This is a genomic window from Ramlibacter sp. PS4R-6 (assembly GCF_037572775.1).
GTDB lineage: Bacteria > Pseudomonadota > Gammaproteobacteria > Burkholderiales > Burkholderiaceae_C > Ramlibacter.
On record NZ_JBBHKA010000001.1, the window covers coordinates 52,907 to 75,766 of the forward strand.

Consider the following 22,860-nt stretch of genomic DNA (forward strand, 5'->3'; position numbering starts at 1 on the left):
TAGTTCGCAGACCGGATTGCTGAATGGCCTGCCGCGACGCACACTGCGGCCATGGAAGTTTCATTCGCGCGCGAGATCGAATCGCTGCGCCTGCACGCGGGCCAGGCTTTCCACGGCGAGGGCATCCTCGCCATCACCAAGGCCTTGCTGCAATCGGGCGTGGCCTACGTCGGCGGCTACCAGGGCGCGCCGGTGTCGCACCTGCTCGACGTGATGGTGCAGGCCCGCCCCTACCTGGACGAACTGGGCGTGCACGTCGAGGCGTGCGCCAACGAGGCATCGGCTGCCGCCATGCTGGGGGCTTCCATCCACTACCCGCTGCGCGGCGCCGTGACGTGGAAGTCCATCGTCGGCACCAACGTGGCGTCGGACGCGCTGTCCAACCTGTCGTCGCCCGGCGTGAAGGGCGGCGCGCTCATCGTCGTGGGCGAAGACTACGGCGAAGGCGCGTCGGTCATCCAGGAGCGCACGCACGCCTACGCGCTGAAGTCGACGATGTGCCTGATCGATCCGCGGCCCGACCTGGAGGTGATGGTGCGCATGGTCGAGGAGGGTTTCCGCCTGTCGGAGGCCTCGAACATGCCGTGCATCCTGGAGCTGCGCATCCGCGCCTGCCACGTGCGCGGCAGCTTCGTCGCCAAGGACAACGTCGCGCCGGCCATTTCCAAGCGCGCGCTGATGGAGAACCCGGCCGCCTTCGACTACATGCGCCTCGCCCACCCGCCCGTCACGTTCCGCCACGAGAAGCTCAAGGGCGACGAGCGCATCCCCGCCGCGCGCAAGTACATCGTGGACAACGCGCTCAACGAGCTCATGCCCGGCCGGCGCGCGGACGTCGGCATCATCGTGCAAGGCGGCCTGTACAACGCGCTGGTGCGCTCGCTGCAGCAGCTGGGCCTGGCCGATGCGTTCGGCGCCAGCGAGATCCCGCTGCTGGTGCTGAACGTCACTTACCCGCTGGTGCCCGAACAGGTGGCCGACTTCTGCATCGGCAAGGACAAGGTGCTGGTGGTCGAGGAAGGCCAGCCCGAGTACATCGAGCAGGAGATCGCCACGCTGCTGCGCCGCCGCGACATCCAGACGCGCCTGCACGGCAAGGACGTGCTGCCCGCGGGCGGCGAATACACGGTGGAAACGATCTCGCGCGGGCTCGCGCAGTTCGCGGGTGCGGACGGCGGCTGGCTGGCCGCGCTGGATGCGCGCCGCAAGGAAGCCGCCGCGCTCCTGCCGCAACCCTTGCCCAACCGCCCGCCCGGCTTCTGCATCGGTTGCCCCGAGCGGCCAGTGTTCTCCGCGCTCAAGCTCGCGCAGCAGGCCATCGGGCCGGTGCACATCGCCGCCGACATCGGCTGCCACGCCTTCGGCACCTTCGAGCCCTTCTCGATGGGGCATTCGATCCTGGGCTACGGCATGTCGCTCGCCTCGCGCGCCGGCGTGTCGCCGGTGATGCAGCGGCGCACGCTGGCGGTGATGGGCGACGGCGGCTTCTGGCACAACGGCCTGCTCACCGGCGTGCAAAGCGCGCTCTTCAACGGCGACGACGCGGTGCTCCTGATCTTCAAGAACGGCTACTCGTCGGCCACGGGCACGCAGGAGCTGATCTCCACGCCGCACGAGCACGCGCGAGCGGCGTCGGCCGACAAGGGCGAGAGCCTGGTGCACACCAACCGCACCATCGAGGCCACGCTGCAGGGCCTGGGCGTGCAGTGGCTGCGCACGGTGCACACCTACGACGTCGCGCACGTGAAGAAGACGCTCGAGGACGCCTTCACCAGCGATTTCAACGGCCTGAAGGTCATCGTCGCCGAGGGCGAGTGCCAGCTGGAGCGCCAGCGCCGCATCAAGCCCTGGATCGCCTCGCTCTTGAAGAAGGGTGAGCGCGTGGTGCGCGTGAAGTACGGCGTGGACGAAGACGTGTGCAACGGCGACCACGCGTGCATCCGCCTGTCGGGCTGCCCGACGCTCACGCTCAAGGACAACCCCGACCCGCTGAAGGTGGACCCCGTCGCCACCGTCATCGACGGCTGCGTGGGCTGCGGCCTGTGCGGCGAGAACGCGCACGCGGCCACGCTGTGCCCCAGCTTCTACCGCGCCGAGGTCGTGCAGAACCCGAGGTGGCACGAACGGCTGTTCCAGTCGATCCGCGGCGCCGTCGTGCGCGCCCTGCAGCCCGCATGAACGCGCGTCCCGTGTCCCTGCTGATCTGCGCGCTGGGCGGCGAAGGCGGCGGCGTGCTCACCGAATGGCTGGTGAACGTCGCGCGCCAGGCCGGCTACCCCGCGCAGGCCACGTCGATCCCCGGCGTGGCGCAGCGCACCGGCGCGACGACCTATTACCTCGAAGTCTTCCCCGTGCCGATCGCCGAACTCGCCGGCCGCAAGCCGGTGTTCAGCCTGAACCCGGTGCCGGGGATGCTCGACGCCATCGTGTCGTCGGAGCTGCTGGAGACCACGCGCCAGGTGGCCAACGGCATGGCGGCGAAGGACCGCACGCGCATCGTCACTTCGTCCAGCCGCGCGCTGACGACGCACGAACGCATGCAGCTGGGCGACGGGCGCGCCGACAGCGAGGCGCTGCTGAAGGTGGTGCGCGAGTTCAGCCGGGAGCACCGCGTCTTCGACATGAACGCTGTGGCGAAGGAATGTGGCACGGTGGTGAGCGCCGTGATGCTGGGGGCGGTGGCGGGCAGCGGCGTGTTTCCCTTCTTCGCGCGCGAGGACTACGAGAACGTGATCCGCGAAGGCGGGGGTGCGGCGGCACAGGCGAGCTTGCGCGGTTTTGCCAAGGCGCACGCCATCTGCCATGCCGGGCTCGATCCGGTGGCGCCGGCGGCCGACGGCCCGCAACCGCGGGTCGAGCCCGCCGTGACAGCCTGGCCGCAGCCCGTCGCCGAATTCGCGTCGCTCGGCGTGCAGCGCCTCACCGAGTACCAGGACGGCGCGTATGCGGGGCTTTACGAACAGCGCCTGCGCGCGGTCCTCGACGCCGAGAAGTCGGCCGACCCTTTCGACACGAAGCGCTTCGCCGTCACGCGCGAAACCGCCCGTTGGCTCGCGCTGTGGATGGCGTTCGACGACATCGTGCGCGTGGCCGACCTCAAGAGCCGCGCCTCGCGCTTCGAGCGCGTGCGCGGCGAGACGAAAGCGAAGGCGGACGAGCTCCTGCGCATCTACGACCACTTCAAGCCGGGCGCGCCGGAGTTCGCGGCGCTGCTGCCGCCGTCGCTGGCGAAGCGCGTACAGCGAGGCACCTGGTCGCTGCCGCTGAAGCTCGGCGCGCACACCGTCACCGGCATGCTCGCCCTGCGCGTCCTGGCCTCGCTGAAGGGGCTGCGCCGCAAGGGCAGCCGCTACCTGCTGGAACAATCGATGATCGAGCAGTGGCTCGCGGGCGTCGTGGCCGGCACGCGGCGCGACTGGCGCCTGGGCCACGAGATCGCGCAATGCGGCCGCCTCATCAAGGGCTACGGCAGCACCAACGAGCGCGGCAAGGACAACCTGTTGCACGTGCTCGGGCACCTCGCGCACGACAGCGACCCTCTGGCCGCGGCGAGGGCGATTGCCGATGCGCGCAGCGCCGCGCTCGCCGACGATGCGGGCAAGGCGCTCGACGCGGCGCTGGTGGCGCATGGCGCCCCGCCGCGCCCCGTCAAGGAACAACCGATCCGCTGGCTACCCGCAAGGAGACAAGCATGACAACAAACACCATCCTCCGCCGCGCACTGCTGGCGCTGCTGCCGCTCGCGCTCGCGGCCCCGGGCGCCTTCGCGCAGGCGTGGCCGTCCAAGCCCGTGAAGATCGTCGTGAACTTCCCGCCCGGCGGCGCCGCCGACCAGCTGGCGCGCCTGATCGGCCTGCCGTTGCAGGACGCCCTGGGCCAGCCCGTCGTGGTGGAGAACCGCGCCGGCGCCAACGGCAACATCGGCGGCGAGGTCGTCGCCAAGAGCGCGGCCGACGGCTACACCCTGCTCATGAGCTCGGGCGGCATGGTCTCGGTGAACCCGCACATCTACCCGCGCATGGCGTTCGACCCCGCGAAGGACCTCGTGCCGGTCGCGGCGGCGGCGCGCATCGCCGTGTACCTCGTGACCAAACCGTCGATCCCGGCGAACAGCGTCAAGGAGTTCATCGGCTACGTGAAGGCCAACCCCGGCAGGCTCTCGTACGGCTCCCCGGGCAGCGGCAGCTCGCCGCACCTGGCGGGCGAGATGTTCAAGAGCCAGGCCGGCCTGTTCGCCGTGCACGTGCCGTACCGCGGCGCGGCGCCCGCGCTGCAGGACTTGCTGGCGGGGCAGCTCGATTACTACTTCGACCCCGGCATCGGCCTGCAGCAAGTGCGCGCGGGCAAGCTGAAGCTGCTGGCGGTGGGCAGCCTCAAGCGCTCGCCGCTCTTCCCCGACGTGCCCACGCTCGACGAAGCGGGCCTGAAGGGTTTCGATGCCGACACCGTGTTCGGCTTCTACGCGCCCGCCGGCACGCCGCCCGACGTGGTGGCGCGATTGAACCGCGAGATCAACAAGGTGCTGGGCACGCAGGCCGTGAAGGACCGCATCGTGGGGCTGGGCGGCGAGGCGCTGCCGATCTCGCCCGCCGAGTTCGCGGCCAAGGCCACCGAGGATTCGCGGCGATTCGGTGCGATCATCAAGGAACGCAAGATCCTGGCGGACTGAAAGGCAGCATGGCACGCGAAGTCGTCTACACGGTGAATGTCGAATTCGGGGACTGCGACCCCGCGAAGATCGTCTGGTTCCCGAACTTCTTCCGCTGGATCGACGCGGCCTCGCGCAACTTCTTCGTCCAGTGCGGCGTGCCGACGTGGACCGAGACCGAGGCCACGCGCGGCATCATCGGCACGCCGCTGGTCGACACCAAGGCCAAGTTCATCGCCGTCGCGACCTACGGCGACACGCTGTACATCCACACCAGCATCCCCGAGTGGCGCACCAAGAGCTTCGTGCAGCGCTACCGCGTGACCAAGGACGGCGACACCATCATGGAGTGCGAGGAGGTGCGCATCTTCGCTGGAAAGCGCGAAGGCGGCGGCATCCGCGCGCTGCCCATCCCGGAAGACATCCGCGCCCTGTGCGACTGACCTCCGGTAAAGAAGTGAACCGGCCGGCGGCGGCACGATCCAAGCCAAGCAGGAGGCGCCCCATGCAACCGTCCCGCATCCTTCTGGCCGCCGTCGCGTTCACGTCCGGTGCGGCCTTCGCCGGCACCGCCGACGTCAAGTTCATCGCCCCCGAGCGTTTCACCGACCTCGCCACCAGCCCCGTGCAGGAGCGCGACACGATGGACGCCCTGGCGCGGCACCTGCAGCGCCTCGCGGCCGGCCTGCCCGCCGACCACGTGCTGCACGTGGACGTGCTCGACGTCGACCTGGCCGGCTACGCATACCCCACGCGCCGCGGCAACGTGCGCGTGAACAACGGCCTTGCCGACGCGCCGGCGATCCACCTGCGCTACACGCTCGAAGCGCGCGGCCAGGTGATCCGCAGCGGCGACGAGCGCCTGGTGGACCTGGCTTACCAGCACCCCGGCGGCTCGTGGCGCTCGACGGGCCCCTTCTATTACGAGAAGCGCATGCTCTCGTCGTGGTTCGCCCGCACCTTCGGCGAATCGCACGCCGCCCGCTGAGGCTGGGCTGCCGGGCCGACGGCCCGCCCCGCCCCGGTCCTACAACGGCCGGGCTGGCCGCGCCGCACCATGGCGGGCGTGGACGACCCGAAAGAAGCGGCCGAAGAGGCCGGCCTCACTTACGTCAGCGATGACGAACGCGGTTTCTCGCGCGAAAGGCGCGGGGACGGCTTCGCCTACCTCAAGCCCAACGGCGACGAGGTGACCGACGAGAAGGTACTGGAGCGCATCCGCAAGCTCGCCATCCCGCCCGCGTGGACCGACGTGTGGATCTGCCCCAAGGCCAACGGCCACCTGCAGGCCACGGGCCGCGATGCGCGCGGCCGCAAGCAATACCGCTACCACCCGCAGTTCCGCGAGGTGCGCGAAGGCACGAAGTACGAGCGCATGCTGGACTTCGCCAAGGCGCTGCCGGCCGTGCGCGCGACGATCGCCGAACACATGGCGCTGCGCGGCCTGCCGCGCGACAAGGTGCTGGCCACTGTCGTGCACCTACTCGAAACGACCTTGATCCGCGTCGGCAACGACGACTACGCGCGCGACAACAAGAGCTACGGCCTGACCACGCTGCGCAACCCGCATGTGAAGGTGGAAGGCGCGCAACTGAAGTTCCGCTTCAAGGGCAAGAGCGGCAAGACCTGGGACCTGCAGGTGCAGAACCGGCGCGTGGCGAAGATCGTCAAGGCCTGCCAGGACCTGCCGGGCCAGCGCCTGTTCCAGTACGTCGACGAGGGCGGCGAGCTGCGCGAAGTGACGTCCGCCGACGTCAACGCGTACCTGAAGGAGATCACCGGCGCCGACATCACGGCCAAGGACTTCCGCACCTGGGCCGGCACGGTGATGGCGGCGATGGCGTTGCAGGAATGCGAAGCGTTCGATTCGCAGGCCGGCTTCAAGAAAAATGTGAAGGCCGCGATCGCGCGCGTCGCGCAGCGCCTGGGCAACACGCCGACGATCTGCCGCAAGTGCTACGTGCACCCCGAAATCTTTGCGAGTTACCAGCAGGGCGAGCTGGTGCTGGACCCCAGGGCCGGTGCCGAGGCCGCCGTGCTGGCGCTGCTGGAAACGCGGCTTTCGCGCACGCTGGCGGGCCAGTTGGCAGCGAGCGTCGCCAAGGCCAAGGCGAAGCCGAAGAAGCGTGCAGCCGAGGCCGTGGCGGCCTAGAATCCGCGCAGGGGACAACGGCAGGCTCCCCGATCCAAGACGCCCGAGCGCGTCCAAGTTCTGCTCCCGACGGCGGCCCATGGCCGCGAAGGAGCCCCCCGTGAAAGTCGCATTGCTCTACCCCGGCGATCGCGCGATGCGCGAGCGCAGCGATCCCGCCGAAAGCCGCTTCGCACCGCTCTTCGAAGCCTTCCGTTTAGCCGGCATCCCCGCGCAACCCGCCGTGTACCACGACGACTTCTGCGACGAGGTCGAGGCGCAGCTGCGCGGCGTCGACGTGGTGCAGGCCTGGTGCAACCCCATCGAAGGTGGGCGCCGCCGCGACACGCTCGATGCGATGCTGCGGCGCGTGGCAGGCCGCGGCGTGTTCGTCAGCGCGCATCCCGACGCCATCCTCGCGCTCGGCACCAAGGACGTGCTGCTCGCGGTGCGCGACCTGCCGTTCGGCAGCGACGTGCACCGCATCGGCAGCCTGGCGCAGCTCCAGGCGGACTTGCCGCAGCGCCTGGCGCAGGGGCCGCGCGTGCTCAAGCAGTACCGCGGCCACAGCGGCATGGGCGTGTTCCGCATCGAGCGTGCCGACGGCGAACGCGTGCGCGTGCGGCCGGCGCAGCGCGGCAGCGAGGAAGAGACGATGGACCTCGAGGCGCTCTGCGAACGTCTCGCGCCCTACTTCGAACCCGCGGCCGGCGGCCACATGGTCGACCAGGCCTGGCAGCCGCGCATCGCCGAAGGCATGGTGCGCGCCTACCTCGTGGGCGATCGCGTCGCGGGCTTCGGCGTGCAGGCGGTCAATGCCTTGCATCCCGAGGCGCCGCAGCCGGGGCAGCGGCTGTACCACGGGCCGGACCTCGCCGAATGCCAGCGGCTGCGGTCGCTGCTCGAATCCTCGTGGGTCGAGCTGCTGCGCGCAAGCGTGGGCCTGCCGCGCGAGCGCCTGCCGCTGCTGTGGGACTGCGATTTCATGCTCGGCGCGGGCGACGCGTACGTGCTGTGCGAGATCAACGTGAGCAGCGTCTCGCCGTTCCCGCCGTCGGCCATCCCGGCGATCGTCGCCGCCGTTCAGGCGCGGAACTTCGCCCGCCAGGCCTGAAGGAAGGCGCGCGTGTCGGCGTCGGGCCGGCGCGGCTCCTTCCAGTAGCGGCTGCAGTCGCTCTCGCGGCCCAGCAGCTTCATCTCGACCAGCTCGCGCCGCAGCGTCGCGGGGTCGCCGAACGTGTGCTGCGCGTTCAGCAGCGCGTTGACCTCCTTCTCGGTGTAGTCGCGGCGCGGCGCGAAGCGCGTCCACAGCACCCACATCGCCATACGCTGCACCGAGAACTTGTTGGGCAGGCGCACGAGGCGCCCAGCGTCGTCGAACTGCATCAGCGTCTTGCGCGCGAGGGGCGAGAGCTCGCCCGCAGGCAACACTTCGATCGCGGCCGGCGCAGGGGGCGGCGCGGCCTTGAGCGACTGGAAGTTGCGAACGCCGGCGGCGCGCGCCAGCAGGTTCAGGAGCTCGACGTGCGACGGCGGCGGCTTGCCGGATGCATGGCGTTCGTCGAGGGCGGACTTCAGCGTCCTGGCGACGCTGGTAATGTCCGCGGCCGCATAGGGCACGGGGATCTTGGGCATGGCTCTTCCTCATGTGCCCGGTCCCGCCGCGAAGCGGGTGCTGGGGTTGCCCTTGCAGCGTCAGGCACGGAATCACCGGTGCATGCGCGTGTGTGAATCGCAGGTTTAGCTTGGGGCTTCGAAAGCCCCGGCAACGCCTGGGTGGACTGCGGACCCGGCGCCGATTCTAGATCAGGGCAGCGGGCGCGGCGCGACGGTGATGTACGCGGGGAATTCGACCACGGCCGATTCGGTGGCCGCGGTGGACGAGCGGCTGATCGGCAGGTGCGCGCACGACGCGAGCTGCCGCAGCAGCACCCAGTGCAGGTTGTCGTTCATGCGGCGGTTGCGGCGCGTGCCGGTCGCGGGCGTGCGTGCGCGCGACCGCGAGAGCGCGCCGCGGAACACCACGCGCGCCGGCTCGCCGCCGTCGCCCGGTTCCACCTTCACGCGCACGTGGCTGGAAAAACCCAGCGCCCAGTCCAGCCCCGCCTGCAGCAGGCCGGAGGCGACGGCGCCATCCACCCACACCTCGGCGCGGTGCAGGTCCATGCTCAGCTCGCCGCCGCGCGTGAGCACCTCGCGCTGGCGCTCGCGCACCGCCGCGCGTGCGACCTCGGCGAGGTCCACGCGGTCGGGCGACAGGTTGTACAGGCCCGCGCCCAGCCGCACGATCTGCTGCAAGGCCTGGCCCGATGCGCGCATGGCTTCGACGCTGCGGCGCATCGCCGCGGCCTCGCCCTGCGACAGCAGGCCGTGCTTGCACAGCCGCTCGATCTCGCCGCCCAGGTCGCCGCTGCTGTCGGCCACCTGCTCGCACAGCACCGCGACGAGCGCGGGCCAGTGCGTCGCGACCGACCACGTTTCGTCGGTCGCCGGCGACCACGGGTAGTGCGGGCCGTCGGACCAGCGCCGCCGCGGCTCGGTGGAGGGAACGGTGGCCGTGGTGACGGCGTGATCGAGGCTGGTGGTGCGGTCCATCGAAGCATCACAGCAGAGCCACGGCTGCCCATCAAGTCGGACGGGAAAGCCGCGATTTGTAGGAAGGTTCCGACGCTGAGCCACGGCTCATTCACCGGCCACGGTTTGCGCCTTCTCGGCGCCGGGCAGCTCGACAGGAACGACTTCCACGCGCGCGACGCCGTCCCTGGGCGTCAGGCCAATTTGCGCCGCCGAAGCCGGCGACAGGTCGACGATGCGGCCGCGCACGAAGGGCCCTCGATCCTCGATGGTGACCAGTGCGCTGCGCCCGGTGTCCAGGTTCGTCACGCGGGCCCGGGTGCCGAGCGGGAGGGTCTTGCTGGCGGCATTGTCGGAACGCGGGTCCATGCGTTCGCCGTTGGCCATGCGCCGGCCGGCGAACTTGCGCGCATAGATGGAGGCTTGGCCCACCTGCGGCTTGGCGTGGCTCTTCTTGTGCGGCGGCGGGTGGGGCGTTTCGATGGCCGGCGCGGCCGAGGCGCTGCCGATGCAGGCGCAAAGCAGGATCACGACGCAGGAGCAGCGGCGAAGCATGGCCCACTTTGGCAGTGCAGCGCGGCCGCGTTGTCGGAGGCGCGAGCGAAGCGCTGTCGGAACGCCCGGCTCAGCGACACCGCCTCAGGGCAGCACGAGCAGCGCGCGGAAATCGTTGACGTTGGTGTGCGTCGGGCCGGTCACGACGAGGTCGCCGAGCGCGGAGAAAAAGCCATAGGCGTCGTTGCGCGCCAGGAACTCGTCGGCCTTCATGCCGAGCGCTTGCGCGCGCGCGAGCGTCGCGGGCTCGACGTAGGCGCCCGCGTTGTCCTCGACGCCGTCGATACCGTCCGTGTCGGCCGCCAGCCCCCACACGCGCGCCTCGCCCTGCAGCGCCTGAGCCAGGCCGAGGCAGAACTCGCCGGCGCGGCCGCCGCGCCCGCGCGGCACGCCTTCGGGCTGCTTCTTCACCGTCACCGTCGTCTCGCCGCCGGAGAGGATCACGCACGGCTTCGCGAAAGGTTCGCCCGTGCGTGCGACTGCGCGCGCGAGCGCCGCGTGCACCTTGCCGACTTCGCGCGACTCGCCTTCCATGTCGTCCGACAGGATGTGGGCGGCAATGCCCGCCTGGCGCGCAGCCTGCGCCGCCGCTTCCAGCGACTGGCGCGGCGTCGCGATCATGTGCACCTCGTGGTTCGCGAAGAGCGCATCACCGGGCTTGGGCGTCTCGAGCGCGCCTTGCTCCAGCAGGCTCATGATTGCGCCCGGAACCGCGATGCCGCAGCGCTGAAGGATCGCGATGGCCTGCGCGCAGGTGGTCGCGTCGGGCACCGTCGGCCCGCTCGCGATCACCGAGGGGTCGTCGCCGGGCACGTCGCTGATGGTGAGCGTGACCACGCGCGCGGGCGCGCACGCCGCCGCGAGCCGCCCGCCCTTGATGCGCGAGAGGTGCTTGCGCACGCAGTTCATCTCGCCGATGTTGGCGCCCGATTCGAGCAGCTCGCGGTTGATGCGCTGCTTTTCTTCCAGTGTCAGGCCCTCGGCCGGCAGCGTCAGCAGCGCCGAGCCGCCGCCGGAGATGAGGCACAGCACGAGGTCGTCGGGCGTCAGGCCCTGCGCCATCGCGAGGATGCGTTGCGCCGCCTGCAGGCCGGCGGCATCGGGCACGGGGTGCGAGGCCTCGACGACCTCGATCCGCTGAGCGAGTCCCTTGGGGCGCGGCGGCGTGTGGTGGTAGCGCGTGACGACCAGCCCTTCGAGCGGCGCATCCGCGGGCCACAGCGCCTCCAGCGCCTGCGCCATCGCGCCGCCGGCCTTGCCGGCGCCCAGCACGAGCGTGCGGCCACGGGGCGGCTGCGGCAGGAAGCGGCCCATGCCGTGCACCGGCTGCGCGCGCTCGACGGCGACGCGGTACAGGTGCTCCAGGAAGGCGCGCGGGTCGCGGATCGTCATCCGCGTGATTGTGTCACCGCGGGCGCGCTGTCACTTCTTGCCCAGGTTGAGCGTCTTCGCGCTCTCCGTGTACACGCGCACCTTGTCCTTCATGAAGGCATCCATCTCCGCGGTGCCGACGTTGATCAGCTCGAAGCCGCTCTTCGCCGCGAGCTCCTTCATCTCCGCGTCGTTGTTCAGCGCGAGCCACAACTGCGCGAGCTTGGCGCGCTGCTCGGGCGGCGTGGACTTGGGCACGCCGATGCCGCGGAACGCGCCGTCGACCCAGTCGACGCCGAGTTCGCGGAACGTGGGCACGTCCGGCAGCAGCGGGTGGCGCTTCTCCATCGCCACGGCGAGCGCGCGAACCTTGGCCTTGTTGTTGATCGCGAAAGCCGTGTACGTCACCGCGCCGTCGATCTGGTTGCCCACCACCGCCAGCGACATGTCGCCCGTGCCCTTGTACGGCACGTAGGTCGTCTTCACGCCGAAGAGCGCATTGAGCCGCTCGTGCGACACGTGGTTGGCGGAGTTCAGCCCCGAGCCGCCCAGGTTCATCTTGCCCGGGTTCTTCTTGGCGGCGTCGATGAAGTCCTTGAAAGTCTTGTGCGGGCTGGCCTCCGGCACCACCAGTGCGTCGGGCGTGAAGTGGAACCAGAACACCGGCGTGACGTCGGCCGTCTTGTACTGCACCTCGCCTTCGAGCGGCTGCAGCACGATGTGCGGCAGGTTGATGCCCACGACGTTGTAGCCGTCGCCGGGCAGCTGGTTCATCTGCGCCCACATCAGCCCGCCGCCGGCGCCGGCCTTGTACTGGATCACGGTCTCGACATTCGGGCACTTCTTGTGCAGCACCACCTGCTGGTGGCGCGCCGACAGGTCCGATTCGCCGCCGGGCGGGAAGGCCTGCCAGTAGAGGATGTTCTTGTCCGGGCAGGTCAGTGCCTGGGCCGATGCGAGCTGCGCGGAGACCGCGCAAACGAGGGCGATCAGGAGCTTCATGCCCCGATTGTTGTCGCCGCCCGCGGGCGCGAAATGAGGGCTTACCCGTTCGAACGTTGGGCTGCGATCCAGGCGTCGATGCGCGCCTCGAGCAGCGCCAGCGGCACGCAGCCGCCCTCCAGCGCGCGGGCATGGAAGGCGCGGATGTCGAAACGGCCGCCGAGCGCGGCGCGCGCCCGCTCGCGCAGCTGGATGATCTTGAGCTCGCCCGCCTTGTACGCGAGCGCCTGCCCCGGCCAGGCCATGTAGCGCTCGGTCGCGCGGCGCGCGAACTCCTCGGTGGAGCCCTCCTTGCTGCGCAGGAAGGCCATGGTCTCCTCGCGCGACCAGCCCTTGTCGTGCAGGCCCGTATCCACCACCAAGCGCAGCGCGCGGTGCAGCTCCATCTGCAGCCGCCCCATCAGCGCCAGCGGCTCGTCGTACACGCCCAGGTCGTGGCCCAGGCTCTCCGCGTACAGGGCCCAGCCTTCGCCGAACGCGTCGTACCAGGTGGACTGCAGGAACTTCGACGCACCCAGCTCGCGCTGCAACGCCATCTGGTAGTGGTGCCCCGGCTGGCCCTCGTGCAGGAACAGCGCATTCATCGACATGCGCTGGTAGTCGCCCGGTTCCTGCACCACGACGTAGAACACGCCGGGCCGCGCGCCGTCCACCGAGGGCGGCACGTAGTTGTCGGAGGCCGTCGCGCGGCGGATGGGCTCGATCGGGCGGATCTGCAGCGCCGCTTTCGGCGAGCGCTCGAACAGGCGCGGCAGGCGCGCCTTCACGCGCTCGTTGATCGCCTCGTAGGCGGCGATCACTTCGTCCTCGCTCCTGAACGGCCGGTTGGCGGGCAGCTTGCCGACCCACTGGATGAATTCGTCGAGTTCGCCCTTGAAGTCGAAGCGCGCGCGCAGCGCCGCCATCTCGGCGCGGATGCGCTCCACTTCGCGCAGGCCCAGCTCGTGCAACTCGGCGGCGCTGGCCGACGATGTGGTGCTGGAACGCACCAGCGTCGCGTACCACTCGCGCCCGCCCTTGACGTGCGCGAGGCCCGCCGTGGTGCGCGCGGCGGCCAGGTAAGGCCCCGCCATGAAATCGCGCAGCCGCGCCACCGCGGGCGTCACCTCGCGCTCGACCACGCGGCGGTAGGCCGCCGCCATGCGCGCATCCGCGAACTTGCGCGAGGCCGCGAGGAAGGGGCTTTGCGCCACGTCGGCCGGCAGCAGCTCGGCCAGCTGCGGCAGCGTGCGCTCCACCAGCGGGCGCGGCAGCGTGAAGCCGCGCGCCATGCCTTCCTTCATGTTGGCGATGGCCTGGTCGATCCACGCGGGGATGCCCTTCAGGCGCACGAGGAAGTGCGCCTGGTTCTGCGCGGTCGCGAGCGGCTGCGCGGCGTCGCCGCTCGCCCACTGCGACAGCTTGACCGGCAGCGCGTCGATGTGCCCCACCGGCACCAGGTGGGAGGGATACGCGAGGCGCGCCAGCTTGTCCTGCGCGTCGAACTTCAGCACGTCCCAGGTCAGCGCGGCCTGGCCTTCGAGCGCGGCGCGCGGGATCGCCTCCAGCTGCGCCAGCGTGCGCCGGTACAGCGCGCGCTGCTGCTCGCGCGCTGCAGGGGCGATGTCCACCGCGAACAGGCCTTCGTACACGGCGTCGCCCGTGTTCTCCGTGGCGTCCAGCGGGAAGAGCCGCCAGTAGGCATCCATGTACGCATCGGCCAGGCGCGCCACCTGCGCGGCGGGGCCGGATGCGGCGGCGGCGGGCAATGCGGTGGTCAAGGCAGCCGCCGCGAGCTGCGTGTTGAAGGTGCGGCGTGTGAGCAGGAAGTTCGTCATCGCGGCGCGATCGTAGGCCCGCGGCAGCTCACCCATAATCCCTGGGGTCTATGCTGCTGACAGTTCCTTGGATTACCTGCTGGTCCTGAGCCTGGGCCTGGTCGCGGGCACGCTGGGCGGCATCGTCGGCTTCGGCACGTCGATCATGCTGATGCCGGCGCTGGTGCTGGTCTACGGCCCCAAGCAGGCGGTGCCGATCATGGCGATCGGCTCGATCCTGGCGAACGCCTCGCGCGTCGCCGCCTGGTGGCGCGAGGTGGACTGGCGCACCACGCTGGCCTACTCCGTCACCGCCATGCCCGCCGCCGCGGCCGGCGCGCGCACGCTGCTCGTGCTGCCCACCGGCATCGTCGAAGGCGTGCTCGGCGCCTTCTTCATCGCGATGATCCCGATCCGCCGCTGGATGCTGCGCCAGCAGTGGCAGCTGACGCGCGTGCACATGGCGCTCGTCGGCGCGTTCATCGGGTTCGCCACCGGCATGGTGGTGAGCACGGGGCCCATCAACACGCCGTTCTTCCTGATGCACGGGCTGGTGAAGGGCTCCTACCTGGCCACCGAAGCCATGAGCTCGATCGGCGTGTACGTCGCCAAGGCCATCGCCTTCCGCAGCTTCGGCGCGCTGCCGCTGGAAGTGTTCGTGCAGGGCCTGATCGTCGGCAGCACGCTGCTGGCGGGCGCCTTCATCGGCAAGCATTTCGTGCGCCGGCTCGATGCGGAGCGTTTCCGCTACCTGATGGACGGCGTCATGCTCGTGGCGGGGCTCGTCATGCTGGCGGCGGCCTTCACGGCCTGAGGCCGCTCAGGGCTTGCGCGGCACCTGCTGCTGCGCGATGGCCAGCAGGCGGTCGGCCTCGGCCTTCAGCCGTCTGCATTCGTCGACCAGCTCCTGCGGCGGCTGGCTGCCCATCTGGCGGCTGACGCGCAGGGCTTCCTTCATGCGCTTCTCGCACGCCACGTGCTTCTTGTGCGCTTCCAGCCACTGTGCGAAAGCGACTGCTGCCTTGTCTGTCCCCATGCGTGCAAATTCTCGGATGGCCCATGAAAAAAGCCAATGTGCGTTACATGCACATTGGCTTTCTTGCGAAGGACGCAGCCTGCTTACATCGCCACCAGCGAGAAGTTGTCGATCACGCCCAGCGCGGCGTTGGCGTTCTTCCACACGAACACGTTGCCGCTGGCGACGCCCGCGGGCACCGTGAAGGTGATCGACACGGCCGTCGCCGAGGTCGACGACACCAGCTGCGACTGGTTCACCAGCGCGGCGCCGCTCGCGTCCATCAGCTTCACGCCGACGAACACGCCTTCGGCCGCCGTCGTGATCCGCGCCGTGGCGGTCAGCTTGTAGGTCTTGCCCGCCACGACCTTGGTGGCGATGTCCTGGCCACAGCCGCCGGCGTTGATGCCGACGTTCAGCGCGCCGGCCACGACCACCGAGTTGCCCCAGTCGGCCCAGCCCGACATGCCGCCGGCGAAGTCGCCGTTGGCCAGCACGTTGGTGCCGGTGGACGTTGCCGGAGCCGGCGCGGGAGCCGGTGCGGGCGACGGCGCGGGCGCCGGCGACGATCCGCCCGAGACGGCGCCGGTCCTGCCCAGCGGCGACCACCAGTTGCCCGAAGCGACCACCAGGCTCAGCAACTGCAGTTCGCCGTCGTAGTAGCCGGTCGTCAGGTGCGACGCGTTCCAGTTCCACAGCGCGTCGAGGAACGGCTGGTACTTGGCGTCGACGCAGGCGCCGGCGCAGATCGGGCCGTGGTACGCGGGGCTGTTGCCGCCGGTGGCCATGGCGCCGTTCAGGAAGTAGCCGGTGCCGATCTGCGACACGTCGCTGCCGCCACGGGCCTGGAAGAAGTCGATCATGCGCGTGGTCACCGTCTTCCAGCGCGTGTCGCCGGAGAGCAGGTAGTCCGAGGCGTAGCGCCACGGGTTGCGGCAGGCGTTCCACCAGAAGCGGTCCTCGTTGGCGTTGCCGTCGCCCATGAAGCCGGGCGAGGGACGCGGCGTGGCCGTGTTGGTGTCTACGATGAAGTCGGGCACCAGTCCCGCGCCGGCCGAGTACACGGTCTGCATGCGGTCGGTGAGCTGGTAGGCGCGGTCGATCGCGGTGTTCCAGAACGAGTCGCCGGTCGCGGCCGCGAAGGCGCGGAAGTGGCCGATCATGTAGTCGGAGCTGCGGCTCACGTCCGGCAGGCGCAGGCCCTTGGTCGTGCCGTCCGGCTTCATGTTGATCGACTTCAGCGCGGCGATCGTGTTCTTGCCCTCTTGCAGGTAGTTCCACTTGCCGGTGGAGCCCCACTGCTTGTCGGCCATCAGCAGGGCCATCGCGATGTCGAGGTCGCCGTCCATGGCGTTCCAGCCTTCGCCGGCCGAGCTGCCGTTGGCGTACAGGCGCCAATCCATGAGGTACTTGCCCAGCGGGTCGTACGTGGCGTTGCCGTAGGCGTAGCGCGTGCGCACCACGGCCAGCATGCCGTCGAACAGCGCGCGGGCGTTCGGGTCATGGCCGGCGAACACGACGGCCAGCAACATGCCGTAGCCCATGCCTTCGGACACGGTCATGAAGTTGCTGTCGGAGAACTTGACGGCGTAGCCGCCGGCGACGATGGAGCTGGCGTCGACGACGCGCGCGGCCTTCCACGCCGTGTAGTGGCTCTTCAGCGCCGAGTCCATGGTGGCCGTGGGCGTCGAGGGCTTCGTGCCGGCGACATAGGCGTTCAGGCGCGCGCCGAAGGGATAGCCCAGGCCGGAAGCGGTGGCGGGGGCTGGTGCGGGTGCGGGCGCCGTCGTGGGAGCGGGTGCCGGCGCCGTGGTGGGAGCGGGTGCGGGCGCCGACGTCGGGGTCGGTGCCGGCGCAGGGCCGCTGGTCGACTTGGGGCGCGTCACGGGCGCCGCGTTGCGGGTGCCTGCCCAGCCGGCTCCGGCGAGAACGAGGCCGGCGGCCGAGAACTTCGAGAAATCGCGTCTTTTCATTTACTGCTACTCCTGCGTACTGCTGCAGCCGAGCCATGAGCTCAACCGAAGGCGCGATGGTAGTAGGACGCGGACTACAAACGGCAGAGGACGCCGCCTACATTGCAAGAAAAGGAAAAGCGGAATTTACAGTGTAGGACGGCGTTGATGAGCCATTTCGCCCCATGTACACGTGCTCATCCGGGGATGCCCGCCGAGCTATCCACAAGCTCGTCTGTCACAAAGTTACGTCCAGTGATGAGCCTGGCGTGCTATGGCTGAGGCACCGCGGCCGCTGCTGAGCCACGGGTGCCTCAGCAGTATCGGAGAATCGGCGCGCATGGCGGCGCCCAATCCTTCGCTCATCACGTGGCTCGTGCTGGTGCCGCTCATCGCGTGGCGCATGGTCGTGCGCTTCCGCCGCCTCACGCAGCGGCAGAAGCTTTCACGCGTGCGGCCATGGGTCACGCTCACGCTGTTCCCGCTGCTGCTGTGGCTGCTCGCCATGACGGCGTTCGTGCCGCCGGGGCCGCCGCAGCCGTTCAAGCTCGTCTGGCTCGCGGCGGGCCTCGCGATCGGCGGCGCGCTGGCGGTGTACGGCCTCAAGCGCACGCAGTTCGAAGCCATCCCGGGCGACGGCCTGTACTACACGCCCGACGCGCGGCTCGGCATCGCGCTGTCGGCGCTGTTCGTCGCGCGCCTCGCGTGGCGGTTGGGTGAGCTGGCGCTGCATGGCACCGACGCGTCGCAAGGCCCGCAGTTCGTGCTGAGCCCCTGGACGCTCGCACCCGTGGGGATGTTCTCCGGCTACTTCATGGCTTACGCCGCGGGGCTGCTGCTGTGGCGGCGCAAAGTCCTGCGGCGAAAAAGGGAAAACGGCTGAGGCACACTTCCGCTTCGCATCCGCGAGGAGGAACCATGTTGCGTCACGCCGCGCTCGCCGCAGCGCTCCTGCTGTCCATCCCCTTCCTGTCGCCCGATTCCGCGCGGGCCGAAGCGCCGCTGGTGAAGAAGCAGGCGCCGGGCTTCTACCGCGCCATGGTGGGCGACATCGAAGTCACCGCCCTGCTCGACGGCACCGCGAAGTTGCCGATGGGCCAGTTCCTGAGCGGCGCGCCGAAGGAGCAGGTGGCCGCCGCCCTGGGCCGGCACTTCCTGGAAGACACGCACGAGGTTTCGGTGACCGCCTACCTCGTCAACACCGGCGGCAAGCTGGTGCTCATCGACACGGGTTCGGGCGGCTACTTCGGCGACGCGCCGCTGCTGGTCGACAACCTGCGCGCCGCCGGCTACCGGCCCGAGCAGGTGGACGAGGTCTGCATCACGCACATGCACGGCGACCACATCGGCGGGCTGATGACCGGCACGGCGCGCACCTTTCCCAACGCGCGGCTGCGCATCGACAAGGCGGACACCGACTACTGGCTCAGCGACGAGATGATGGCGAAGGCGGGCGAGCAGGCGCCGGCCTTCAAGGTTGCGATGGAGAAGGTGCGGCCCTACGCGGCCGCGGGCAGGCTCGCCACCTTCGAGGGCGTGACGCAGATCGCCCCCGGCGTCACCGCGGTGCCGACGCACGGCCACACGCCGGGCCACGCGATCTACCGCATCGAGAGCAAGGGCCAGACGCTGGTGCTGTGGGGCGACCTGATGCACGTCGCCTCGGTGCAGTTCGAGGCGCCGCGCATCGCGATCAGCTTCGACACCGACAGCCCGCGCGCCATCGCGGAGCGCGAGAAGGCTTTCGCCGAGGCGGCACAGAAGCGCTGGATGGTGGGCGCGGCGCACATCTCGTTCCCCGGGCTGGGCCGCATCCGCGCCGAAGGCAACGGCTACGCGTTCGAGCCGCTCAATTACTCGATCCTGAAGAACTGAACCAGCGCGCCACCAGCGCGCGCTCTTCCTCGGTCATGCCGGTGGCGTTGTTCAGCGGCATGGTCTTCTGCACCACGGCCTGCTGGTACACCTGCTGCGCGTGCTGCTTGAGCGACTCGGCGGAGTCGAGGCGGATGCCTTTCATCTGCAGCTGCTCGCCGTGGCATTGCACGCAGCGCTGCGCGATCACCGGCTGCACGTCGGCGTAGCCCACCGGTTTCTGCGCGGCCTGCTGCGGCGCCGGCGCGGGCGCCAGCCACGCCGCGACCGCCGCGATGACGACGACGCCGGCTACCGCATACGGCCAGGGATGGCCGTTGCGCCCCAGCTTGAAACCGTGCCGCAGCACGAAGAACTGCCGGATCGCCGCACCGGCCGCCATCATCAGCACCAGCACCAGCCAGTTGTGCGGGTGCGACCACAGGAAGCCGTAGTGGTTGCTCAGCATCGCGACGAGCACCGGCAGCGTGAAGTAGGTGTTGTGCACGCTGCGCTGCTTGCCGCGGAAGCCGTGGACGGGATCGACGGGCTGTCCGGCGCGGATGGCGGCCACCACCTGGCGCTGGCCGGGGATGATCCAGAACAGCACGTTGGCGCTCATCGCGGTAGCAAGCATCGCGCCGACGATGACGAATGCGGCGCGCCCCGGGAACACGCGGCACGCCGCCCAGGATGCGGCGACGACGAGCACCAGCACGATCGCGCCGACGATGGCGTCGCCGTTGTCCTTTTCGCCGAACCACTTGCACGCCTGGTTGTAGATCGCCCAGAACACGTACAGCGACGCCACCGCCGCGGCGCCGGCGGCGGCCGGCGGCCAATCGAGCAGGTTGCGGTCGACGAGGAAGCTGCCGGCGTGCCACAGGTACAGCACCGTGAAGAGGCCGAAGCCGGTGAGCCAGGTCGAGTAGCTTTCCCAGTAGAACCAGTGCAGGTGCGGCGGCAGCTGCGGCGGCGCGACCGCGTACTTCACCGGGTGGTAGAAGCCGCCGCCGTGCACGGCCCACAGCTCGCCGGTCGCGCCTTCGCCGCGCAGCTTGTCGTCGGCGGGCGGCACCAGGCTCGAATCGAGGAACACGAAGTAGAACGAGGAGCCGACCCACGCGATCGCCGTGATCACGTGCGCCCAGCGCAGCAGCAGGTTGGCCCAGTCGAGGAGGTAGGTGTCCATGGTCAGGGGGGCGCGAGTTGCAGCACCTGCGCGGCGGCGCTGGCGGCGATCACTTCGGGTTGCTTGCCGTCGATGCCGGGGATGCCGATCGGGCACGTGATGCGCGCGAGTTCGGCATCCGTGAAGCCGCGCTGCTCGAGCCGGTGGCGGAAGGTGGCCCACTTGGTCGCGCTGCCGATCAGGCCCACGTACGGCAGGTCGCTGCGCTCGCGCAGTCGCTTGAGGCACGCGGCGACGACGTCGAGGTCCTCCGCATGGCTGAAGCTCATGACGAACACGCGTGAATGCGCGGCGAGCTGCGGCACGGCCGCCTGCACCGGCTCCGAGTGCTCGCACTGCACGTTGGCGGGCACGCGTTCCGGGAAGATCCCGTCGCGGCTGTCGATCCACGTCACGTCGAAAGGCAAAGGCGCGAACGCATCGACGATCGCGCGGCCGACATGGCCGCCACCGAACAGCGCCAGCGGCGCTCGCCGCGGTGCGAGGCGCGCTGGCAGCGACGCGGCATCGGCGATGCGCTCGAAATGCAATTGCATCGTCCCGCCGCAGCACTGCCCCAGGCTCGGCCCGAGCTTCCATTCGCGTTGCGCTTCGCGCTCACCGCCGCCGAGCATCGATCGGGCCTGCGCGATCGCTTCGAGTTCCATGTGGCCGCCGCCCACCGTGCCTTCGATGCCCTGCCCGGACACGAGCATCCACGCGCCCTCCTCGCGGGGCGCGGACCCGCGCACCTGGTGCACTGTTACCAGCACCACTTGCTCATCGAAGTAGCGGTTCGTGACAACTTTCATGCGTTGGACGGCGGATTACGTTCCCAACAACTAACGGCGATCTCAAAAGGTAACGCCCATCGCCAAGCTCAACAATATCCTTTTCAATTCGCTCGAGCGCATCCATTTCTACGCGCCCATGGAGACATCGATGAAGTACCGATCCCACCTGGCCCTCGCCGCATCCGGCGCCGTCGCAGCCTTGCTGGCTGCGTGCTCCTCGCCCGCCCCCGTCGCACGCGCCCCGCAGCCCGCGCCGGTGCAGCAGTCGTCCGGCGAGGTCGCCGTCGCTCCGGTGCAGGCACAGCCCTCCGGCCACGCGCACACGACCGTCTCGCATGCCCCGAACCCGCGCGCGTACCGCGCCGATGCCGCCTCGCACATCTACGCCCGCAACACGGACCGCATCTACAAGGGCAAGCTGCCCCCGCTGCTGTACGCCATCGGCGTCCTGCAGGTGGAAGTGGATGGCCGCGGCAACGTGCGCGCGCTGAACTGGATGCGCGCGCCCTCGCACGCGCCGGAAGTGGTCGCCGAGATCGAGCGCACCGTGCGCGCGGCCGCGCCTTTCCCGGTGCCGGCCAACATGGGCCGTGTCACGTACACCGACACCTGGCTGTGGCACAAGAGCGGCCGCTTCCAGCTGGACACGCTGACCGAAGGCCAACTCTAGGAGCCCCGGTAGGTCGAGTACGACCACGGGCTCACCAGCAGCGGCACGTGGTAGTGCTGCGCCGGGTCGGCGATGCCGAAGTCCAGCGCCACGACGTCCAGGAAGGGCGGCTGCGGCAAGGCCACCCCGCGTGAGCGGAAGTAGGCCGCCACGTCGAACACCAGCCGGTACGTCCCCTTCTCCAGCGCCGCGGCCTCGATCAGCGGCCCTTCGGCGCTGCGGCCGTCGTCGTCCAGGACGAAGCGCTTCACGAGCGTGGTGTCGGGGCCTTTCGTCCTATAGAGCGCCACGCCCATGCCGCGCGCGGGGCAGCCGTGCATCGTGTCGAGGACATGCGTGCTCAGGCCCATGTACCATCCTTTTCGTAATCGACAAGGGGATGGCCGGAGTATGAACTACGACAGCACCGCGTCCTACCCGCGCGACCTCGCGGGCTACGGCCGCACGCCCCCGCACGCCCGCTGGCCGGGCGCGGCGCGCGTCGCGGTGCAGTTCGTCCTGAACTACGAGGAAGGCGCCGAGAACTCGGTGCTGCACGGCGACGCCGGCTCGGAGCAGTTCCTCTCCGAGATGGCCAACCCGCCCAGCTTCGCCGCGCGCCACCTGTCGATGGAAGGCATCTACGAGTACGGCTCGCGCGCGGGCGTGTGGCGCATCGTGCGCGAGTTCGAGAAGCGCCGCCTGCCGCTGACGGTGTTCGGCGTCGGCATGGCGCTGCAGCGCACGCCGGACGTCACGGCCGCATTCGTCGAGCTCGGGCACGAGATCGCCTCGCACGGCTGGCGCTGGATCCACTACCAGGACGTGGCCGAAACGACGGAGCGCGAGCACATGCGCCTGGCCATCGAGGCCATCGAAAAGCTTACCGGCGAGCGGCCGCTGGGCTGGTACACCGGCCGCGACAGCCCCAACACGCGCCGCCTCGTCGTGGACGAAGGCGGCTTCGCCTACGACAGCGATTACTACGGCGACGACCTGCCCTTCTGGATGAAGGTGCGGCGCACCGACGGCAAGGTCGTGCCGCACCTGGTCGTGCCTTACACGCTGGACGCCAACGACATGCGCTTCGCGCTGCCCCAGGGCTTCGCGCAGGCCGACGACTTCTTCACCTACCTGCGCGACACCTTCGACGCGCTCTACGCCGAGGGCGAGGAGAGCCCGAAGATGATGAGCGTGGGCATGCACTGCCGCCTGCTCGGGCGGCCGGGCCGCATCGTGGCGCTGCAGCGCTTCCTGGACCACATCGACGCGCACGACCGCGTGTGGGTGTGCCGTCGCATCGACATCGCGCGGCACTGGAAGGCCGTGCACCCGTACGAGGAGTGAG

23 protein-coding genes are annotated in these 22,860 nt (G+C 69.9%); 12 read left to right on the top strand and 11 right to left on the bottom strand.

Translation table 11 applies throughout. The annotated features are described in order from the left end of the window. Positions 1 to 51: 51 nt before the first annotated feature. From WG903_RS00275 to WG903_RS00305, 7 genes are all read left to right on the top strand, one after another. On the top strand, positions 52 to 2,178 hold the full coding sequence (locus WG903_RS00275) for an indolepyruvate ferredoxin oxidoreductase subunit alpha (protein ID WP_340072164.1): 2,127 nt from the start codon (positions 52 to 54) through the stop codon (positions 2,176 to 2,178). Next, the gene (locus WG903_RS00280; protein ID WP_340072165.1) at positions 2,175 to 3,695 is read left to right on the top strand and encodes an indolepyruvate oxidoreductase subunit beta family protein; all 1,521 of its coding nucleotides are present in this window, start codon (positions 2,175 to 2,177) and stop codon (positions 3,693 to 3,695) included. The genes WG903_RS00275 and WG903_RS00280 overlap by 4 nt, the downstream gene beginning before the upstream one ends. Next, positions 3,692 to 4,669: a Bug family tripartite tricarboxylate transporter substrate binding protein gene (locus WG903_RS00285; RefSeq protein ID WP_340072167.1), complete on the top strand. Its 978-nt coding sequence runs from the start codon at positions 3,692 to 3,694 to the stop codon at positions 4,667 to 4,669. Before WG903_RS00280 ends, WG903_RS00285 begins: the two co-directional genes overlap by 4 nt. A gap of 8 nt (positions 4,670 to 4,677) precedes the next feature. Continuing rightward, complete coding sequence (locus WG903_RS00290) at positions 4,678 to 5,091, top strand: acyl-CoA thioesterase (RefSeq protein ID WP_340072168.1); 414 nt, start codon at positions 4,678 to 4,680, stop codon at positions 5,089 to 5,091. A 62-nt stretch (positions 5,092 to 5,153) separates the two neighbouring features. Further along, a complete protein-coding gene (locus WG903_RS00295; protein ID WP_340072169.1) occupies positions 5,154 to 5,636 on the top strand; it encodes a DUF3016 domain-containing protein in 483 nt (160 codons plus the stop codon). A gap of 69 nt (positions 5,637 to 5,705) precedes the next feature. Then, a complete protein-coding gene (locus tag WG903_RS00300) occupies positions 5,706 to 6,800 on the top strand; it encodes a DNA topoisomerase IB (protein ID WP_445263562.1) in 1,095 nt (364 codons plus the stop codon). Positions 6,801 to 6,900: 100 nt separating this feature from the next. Further along, positions 6,901 to 7,893, top strand: coding sequence for a Cj0069 family protein (locus WG903_RS00305; RefSeq protein WP_340072171.1), 993 nt, complete (start codon positions 6,901 to 6,903; stop codon positions 7,891 to 7,893). Here WG903_RS00305 and WG903_RS00310 read toward each other — a convergent pair. The 6 genes from WG903_RS00310 to WG903_RS00335 all read right to left on the bottom strand — a co-directional run bounded on the left by WG903_RS00310 (position 7,863) and on the right by WG903_RS00335 (position 14,098). Next, positions 7,863 to 8,414: a DUF2087 domain-containing protein gene (locus WG903_RS00310; protein WP_340072172.1), complete on the bottom strand. Its 552-nt coding sequence runs from the start codon at positions 8,412 to 8,414 to the stop codon at positions 7,863 to 7,865. The two genes, WG903_RS00305 and WG903_RS00310, sit on opposite strands and share 31 nt — an antisense overlap. Before the next feature lie 171 nt (positions 8,415 to 8,585). Continuing rightward, the gene (locus WG903_RS00315; RefSeq protein WP_340072173.1) at positions 8,586 to 9,374 is read right to left on the bottom strand and encodes a hypothetical protein; all 789 of its coding nucleotides are present in this window, start codon (positions 9,372 to 9,374) and stop codon (positions 8,586 to 8,588) included. 87 nt (positions 9,375 to 9,461) lie between these two features. Further along, complete coding sequence (locus WG903_RS00320) at positions 9,462 to 9,908, bottom strand: septal ring lytic transglycosylase RlpA family protein (RefSeq protein ID WP_340072174.1); 447 nt, start codon at positions 9,906 to 9,908, stop codon at positions 9,462 to 9,464. Positions 9,909 to 9,992: 84 nt separating this feature from the next. Next, positions 9,993 to 11,300: a glycerate kinase type-2 family protein gene (locus WG903_RS00325; protein WP_340072175.1), complete on the bottom strand. Its 1,308-nt coding sequence runs from the start codon at positions 11,298 to 11,300 to the stop codon at positions 9,993 to 9,995. Positions 11,301 to 11,330: 30 nt separating this feature from the next. Then, entirely contained in the window at positions 11,331 to 12,281 is a 951-nt protein-coding gene (locus tag WG903_RS00330) for a tripartite tricarboxylate transporter substrate binding protein (RefSeq protein WP_340072177.1), read from the bottom strand. A gap of 41 nt (positions 12,282 to 12,322) precedes the next feature. Beyond that, positions 12,323 to 14,098 carry a DUF885 domain-containing protein gene (locus WG903_RS00335; RefSeq protein WP_340072178.1) on the bottom strand — a complete coding sequence of 592 codons (1,776 nt, stop codon included), beginning with the start codon at positions 14,096 to 14,098 and terminating at the stop codon, positions 12,323 to 12,325. Positions 14,099 to 14,165: 67 nt separating this feature from the next. On the opposite strand from WG903_RS00335, the gene WG903_RS00340 reads away from it, so the two are divergent. Continuing rightward, positions 14,166 to 14,891 (top strand): sulfite exporter TauE/SafE family protein, encoded by a 726-nt coding sequence (locus tag WG903_RS00340; protein ID WP_340072179.1) that lies wholly within the window; start codon positions 14,166 to 14,168, stop codon positions 14,889 to 14,891. A gap of 6 nt (positions 14,892 to 14,897) precedes the next feature. Here the strand turns inward: WG903_RS00340 and WG903_RS00345 are convergent, their stop codons facing one another. Both WG903_RS00345 and WG903_RS00350 read right to left on the bottom strand, forming a co-directional pair. Next, positions 14,898 to 15,113, bottom strand: coding sequence for a hypothetical protein (locus WG903_RS00345; RefSeq protein WP_340072180.1), 216 nt, complete (start codon positions 15,111 to 15,113; stop codon positions 14,898 to 14,900). Positions 15,114 to 15,196: 83 nt separating this feature from the next. After that, positions 15,197 to 17,065 carry a glycosyl hydrolase family 8 gene (locus tag WG903_RS00350; protein ID WP_340072181.1) on the bottom strand — a complete coding sequence of 623 codons (1,869 nt, stop codon included), beginning with the start codon at positions 17,063 to 17,065 and terminating at the stop codon, positions 15,197 to 15,199. 319 nt (positions 17,066 to 17,384) lie between these two features. On the opposite strand from WG903_RS00350, the gene WG903_RS00355 reads away from it, so the two are divergent. Together WG903_RS00355 and WG903_RS00360 are read left to right on the top strand one after the other, a co-directional pair. Continuing rightward, complete coding sequence (locus WG903_RS00355; RefSeq protein ID WP_340072182.1) at positions 17,385 to 17,927, top strand: hypothetical protein; 543 nt, start codon at positions 17,385 to 17,387, stop codon at positions 17,925 to 17,927. Positions 17,928 to 17,962: 35 nt separating this feature from the next. Next, positions 17,963 to 18,919: an MBL fold metallo-hydrolase gene (locus WG903_RS00360; protein ID WP_340072183.1), complete on the top strand. Its 957-nt coding sequence runs from the start codon at positions 17,963 to 17,965 to the stop codon at positions 18,917 to 18,919. Here WG903_RS00360 and WG903_RS00365 read toward each other — a convergent pair. Both WG903_RS00365 and xdhC read right to left on the bottom strand, forming a co-directional pair. Continuing rightward, on the bottom strand, positions 18,894 to 20,090 hold the full coding sequence (locus WG903_RS00365) for a urate hydroxylase PuuD (RefSeq protein ID WP_340072184.1): 1,197 nt from the start codon (positions 20,088 to 20,090) through the stop codon (positions 18,894 to 18,896). The genes WG903_RS00360 and WG903_RS00365 overlap by 26 nt on opposite strands. A gap of 2 nt (positions 20,091 to 20,092) precedes the next feature. Beyond that, entirely contained in the window at positions 20,093 to 20,881 is a 789-nt protein-coding gene (xdhC, locus tag WG903_RS00370; RefSeq protein ID WP_340072185.1) for a xanthine dehydrogenase accessory protein XdhC, read from the bottom strand. A gap of 130 nt (positions 20,882 to 21,011) precedes the next feature. Here xdhC and WG903_RS00375 point away from each other — a divergent pair, with 130 nt between their 5' ends. Continuing rightward, a complete protein-coding gene (locus tag WG903_RS00375) occupies positions 21,012 to 21,533 on the top strand; it encodes a hypothetical protein (protein ID WP_340072186.1) in 522 nt (173 codons plus the stop codon). Here the strand turns inward: WG903_RS00375 and uraH are convergent. Further along, positions 21,530 to 21,883, bottom strand: coding sequence for a hydroxyisourate hydrolase (gene uraH / locus WG903_RS00380; RefSeq protein ID WP_340072187.1), 354 nt, complete (start codon positions 21,881 to 21,883; stop codon positions 21,530 to 21,532). The two genes, WG903_RS00375 and uraH, sit on opposite strands and share 4 nt — an antisense overlap. 40 nt (positions 21,884 to 21,923) lie before the next feature. Here uraH and puuE point away from each other — a divergent pair, with 40 nt between their 5' ends. Next, complete coding sequence (puuE, locus tag WG903_RS00385) at positions 21,924 to 22,859, top strand: allantoinase PuuE (protein WP_340072188.1); 936 nt, start codon at positions 21,924 to 21,926, stop codon at positions 22,857 to 22,859. Position 22,860 lies beyond the last annotated feature (1 nt).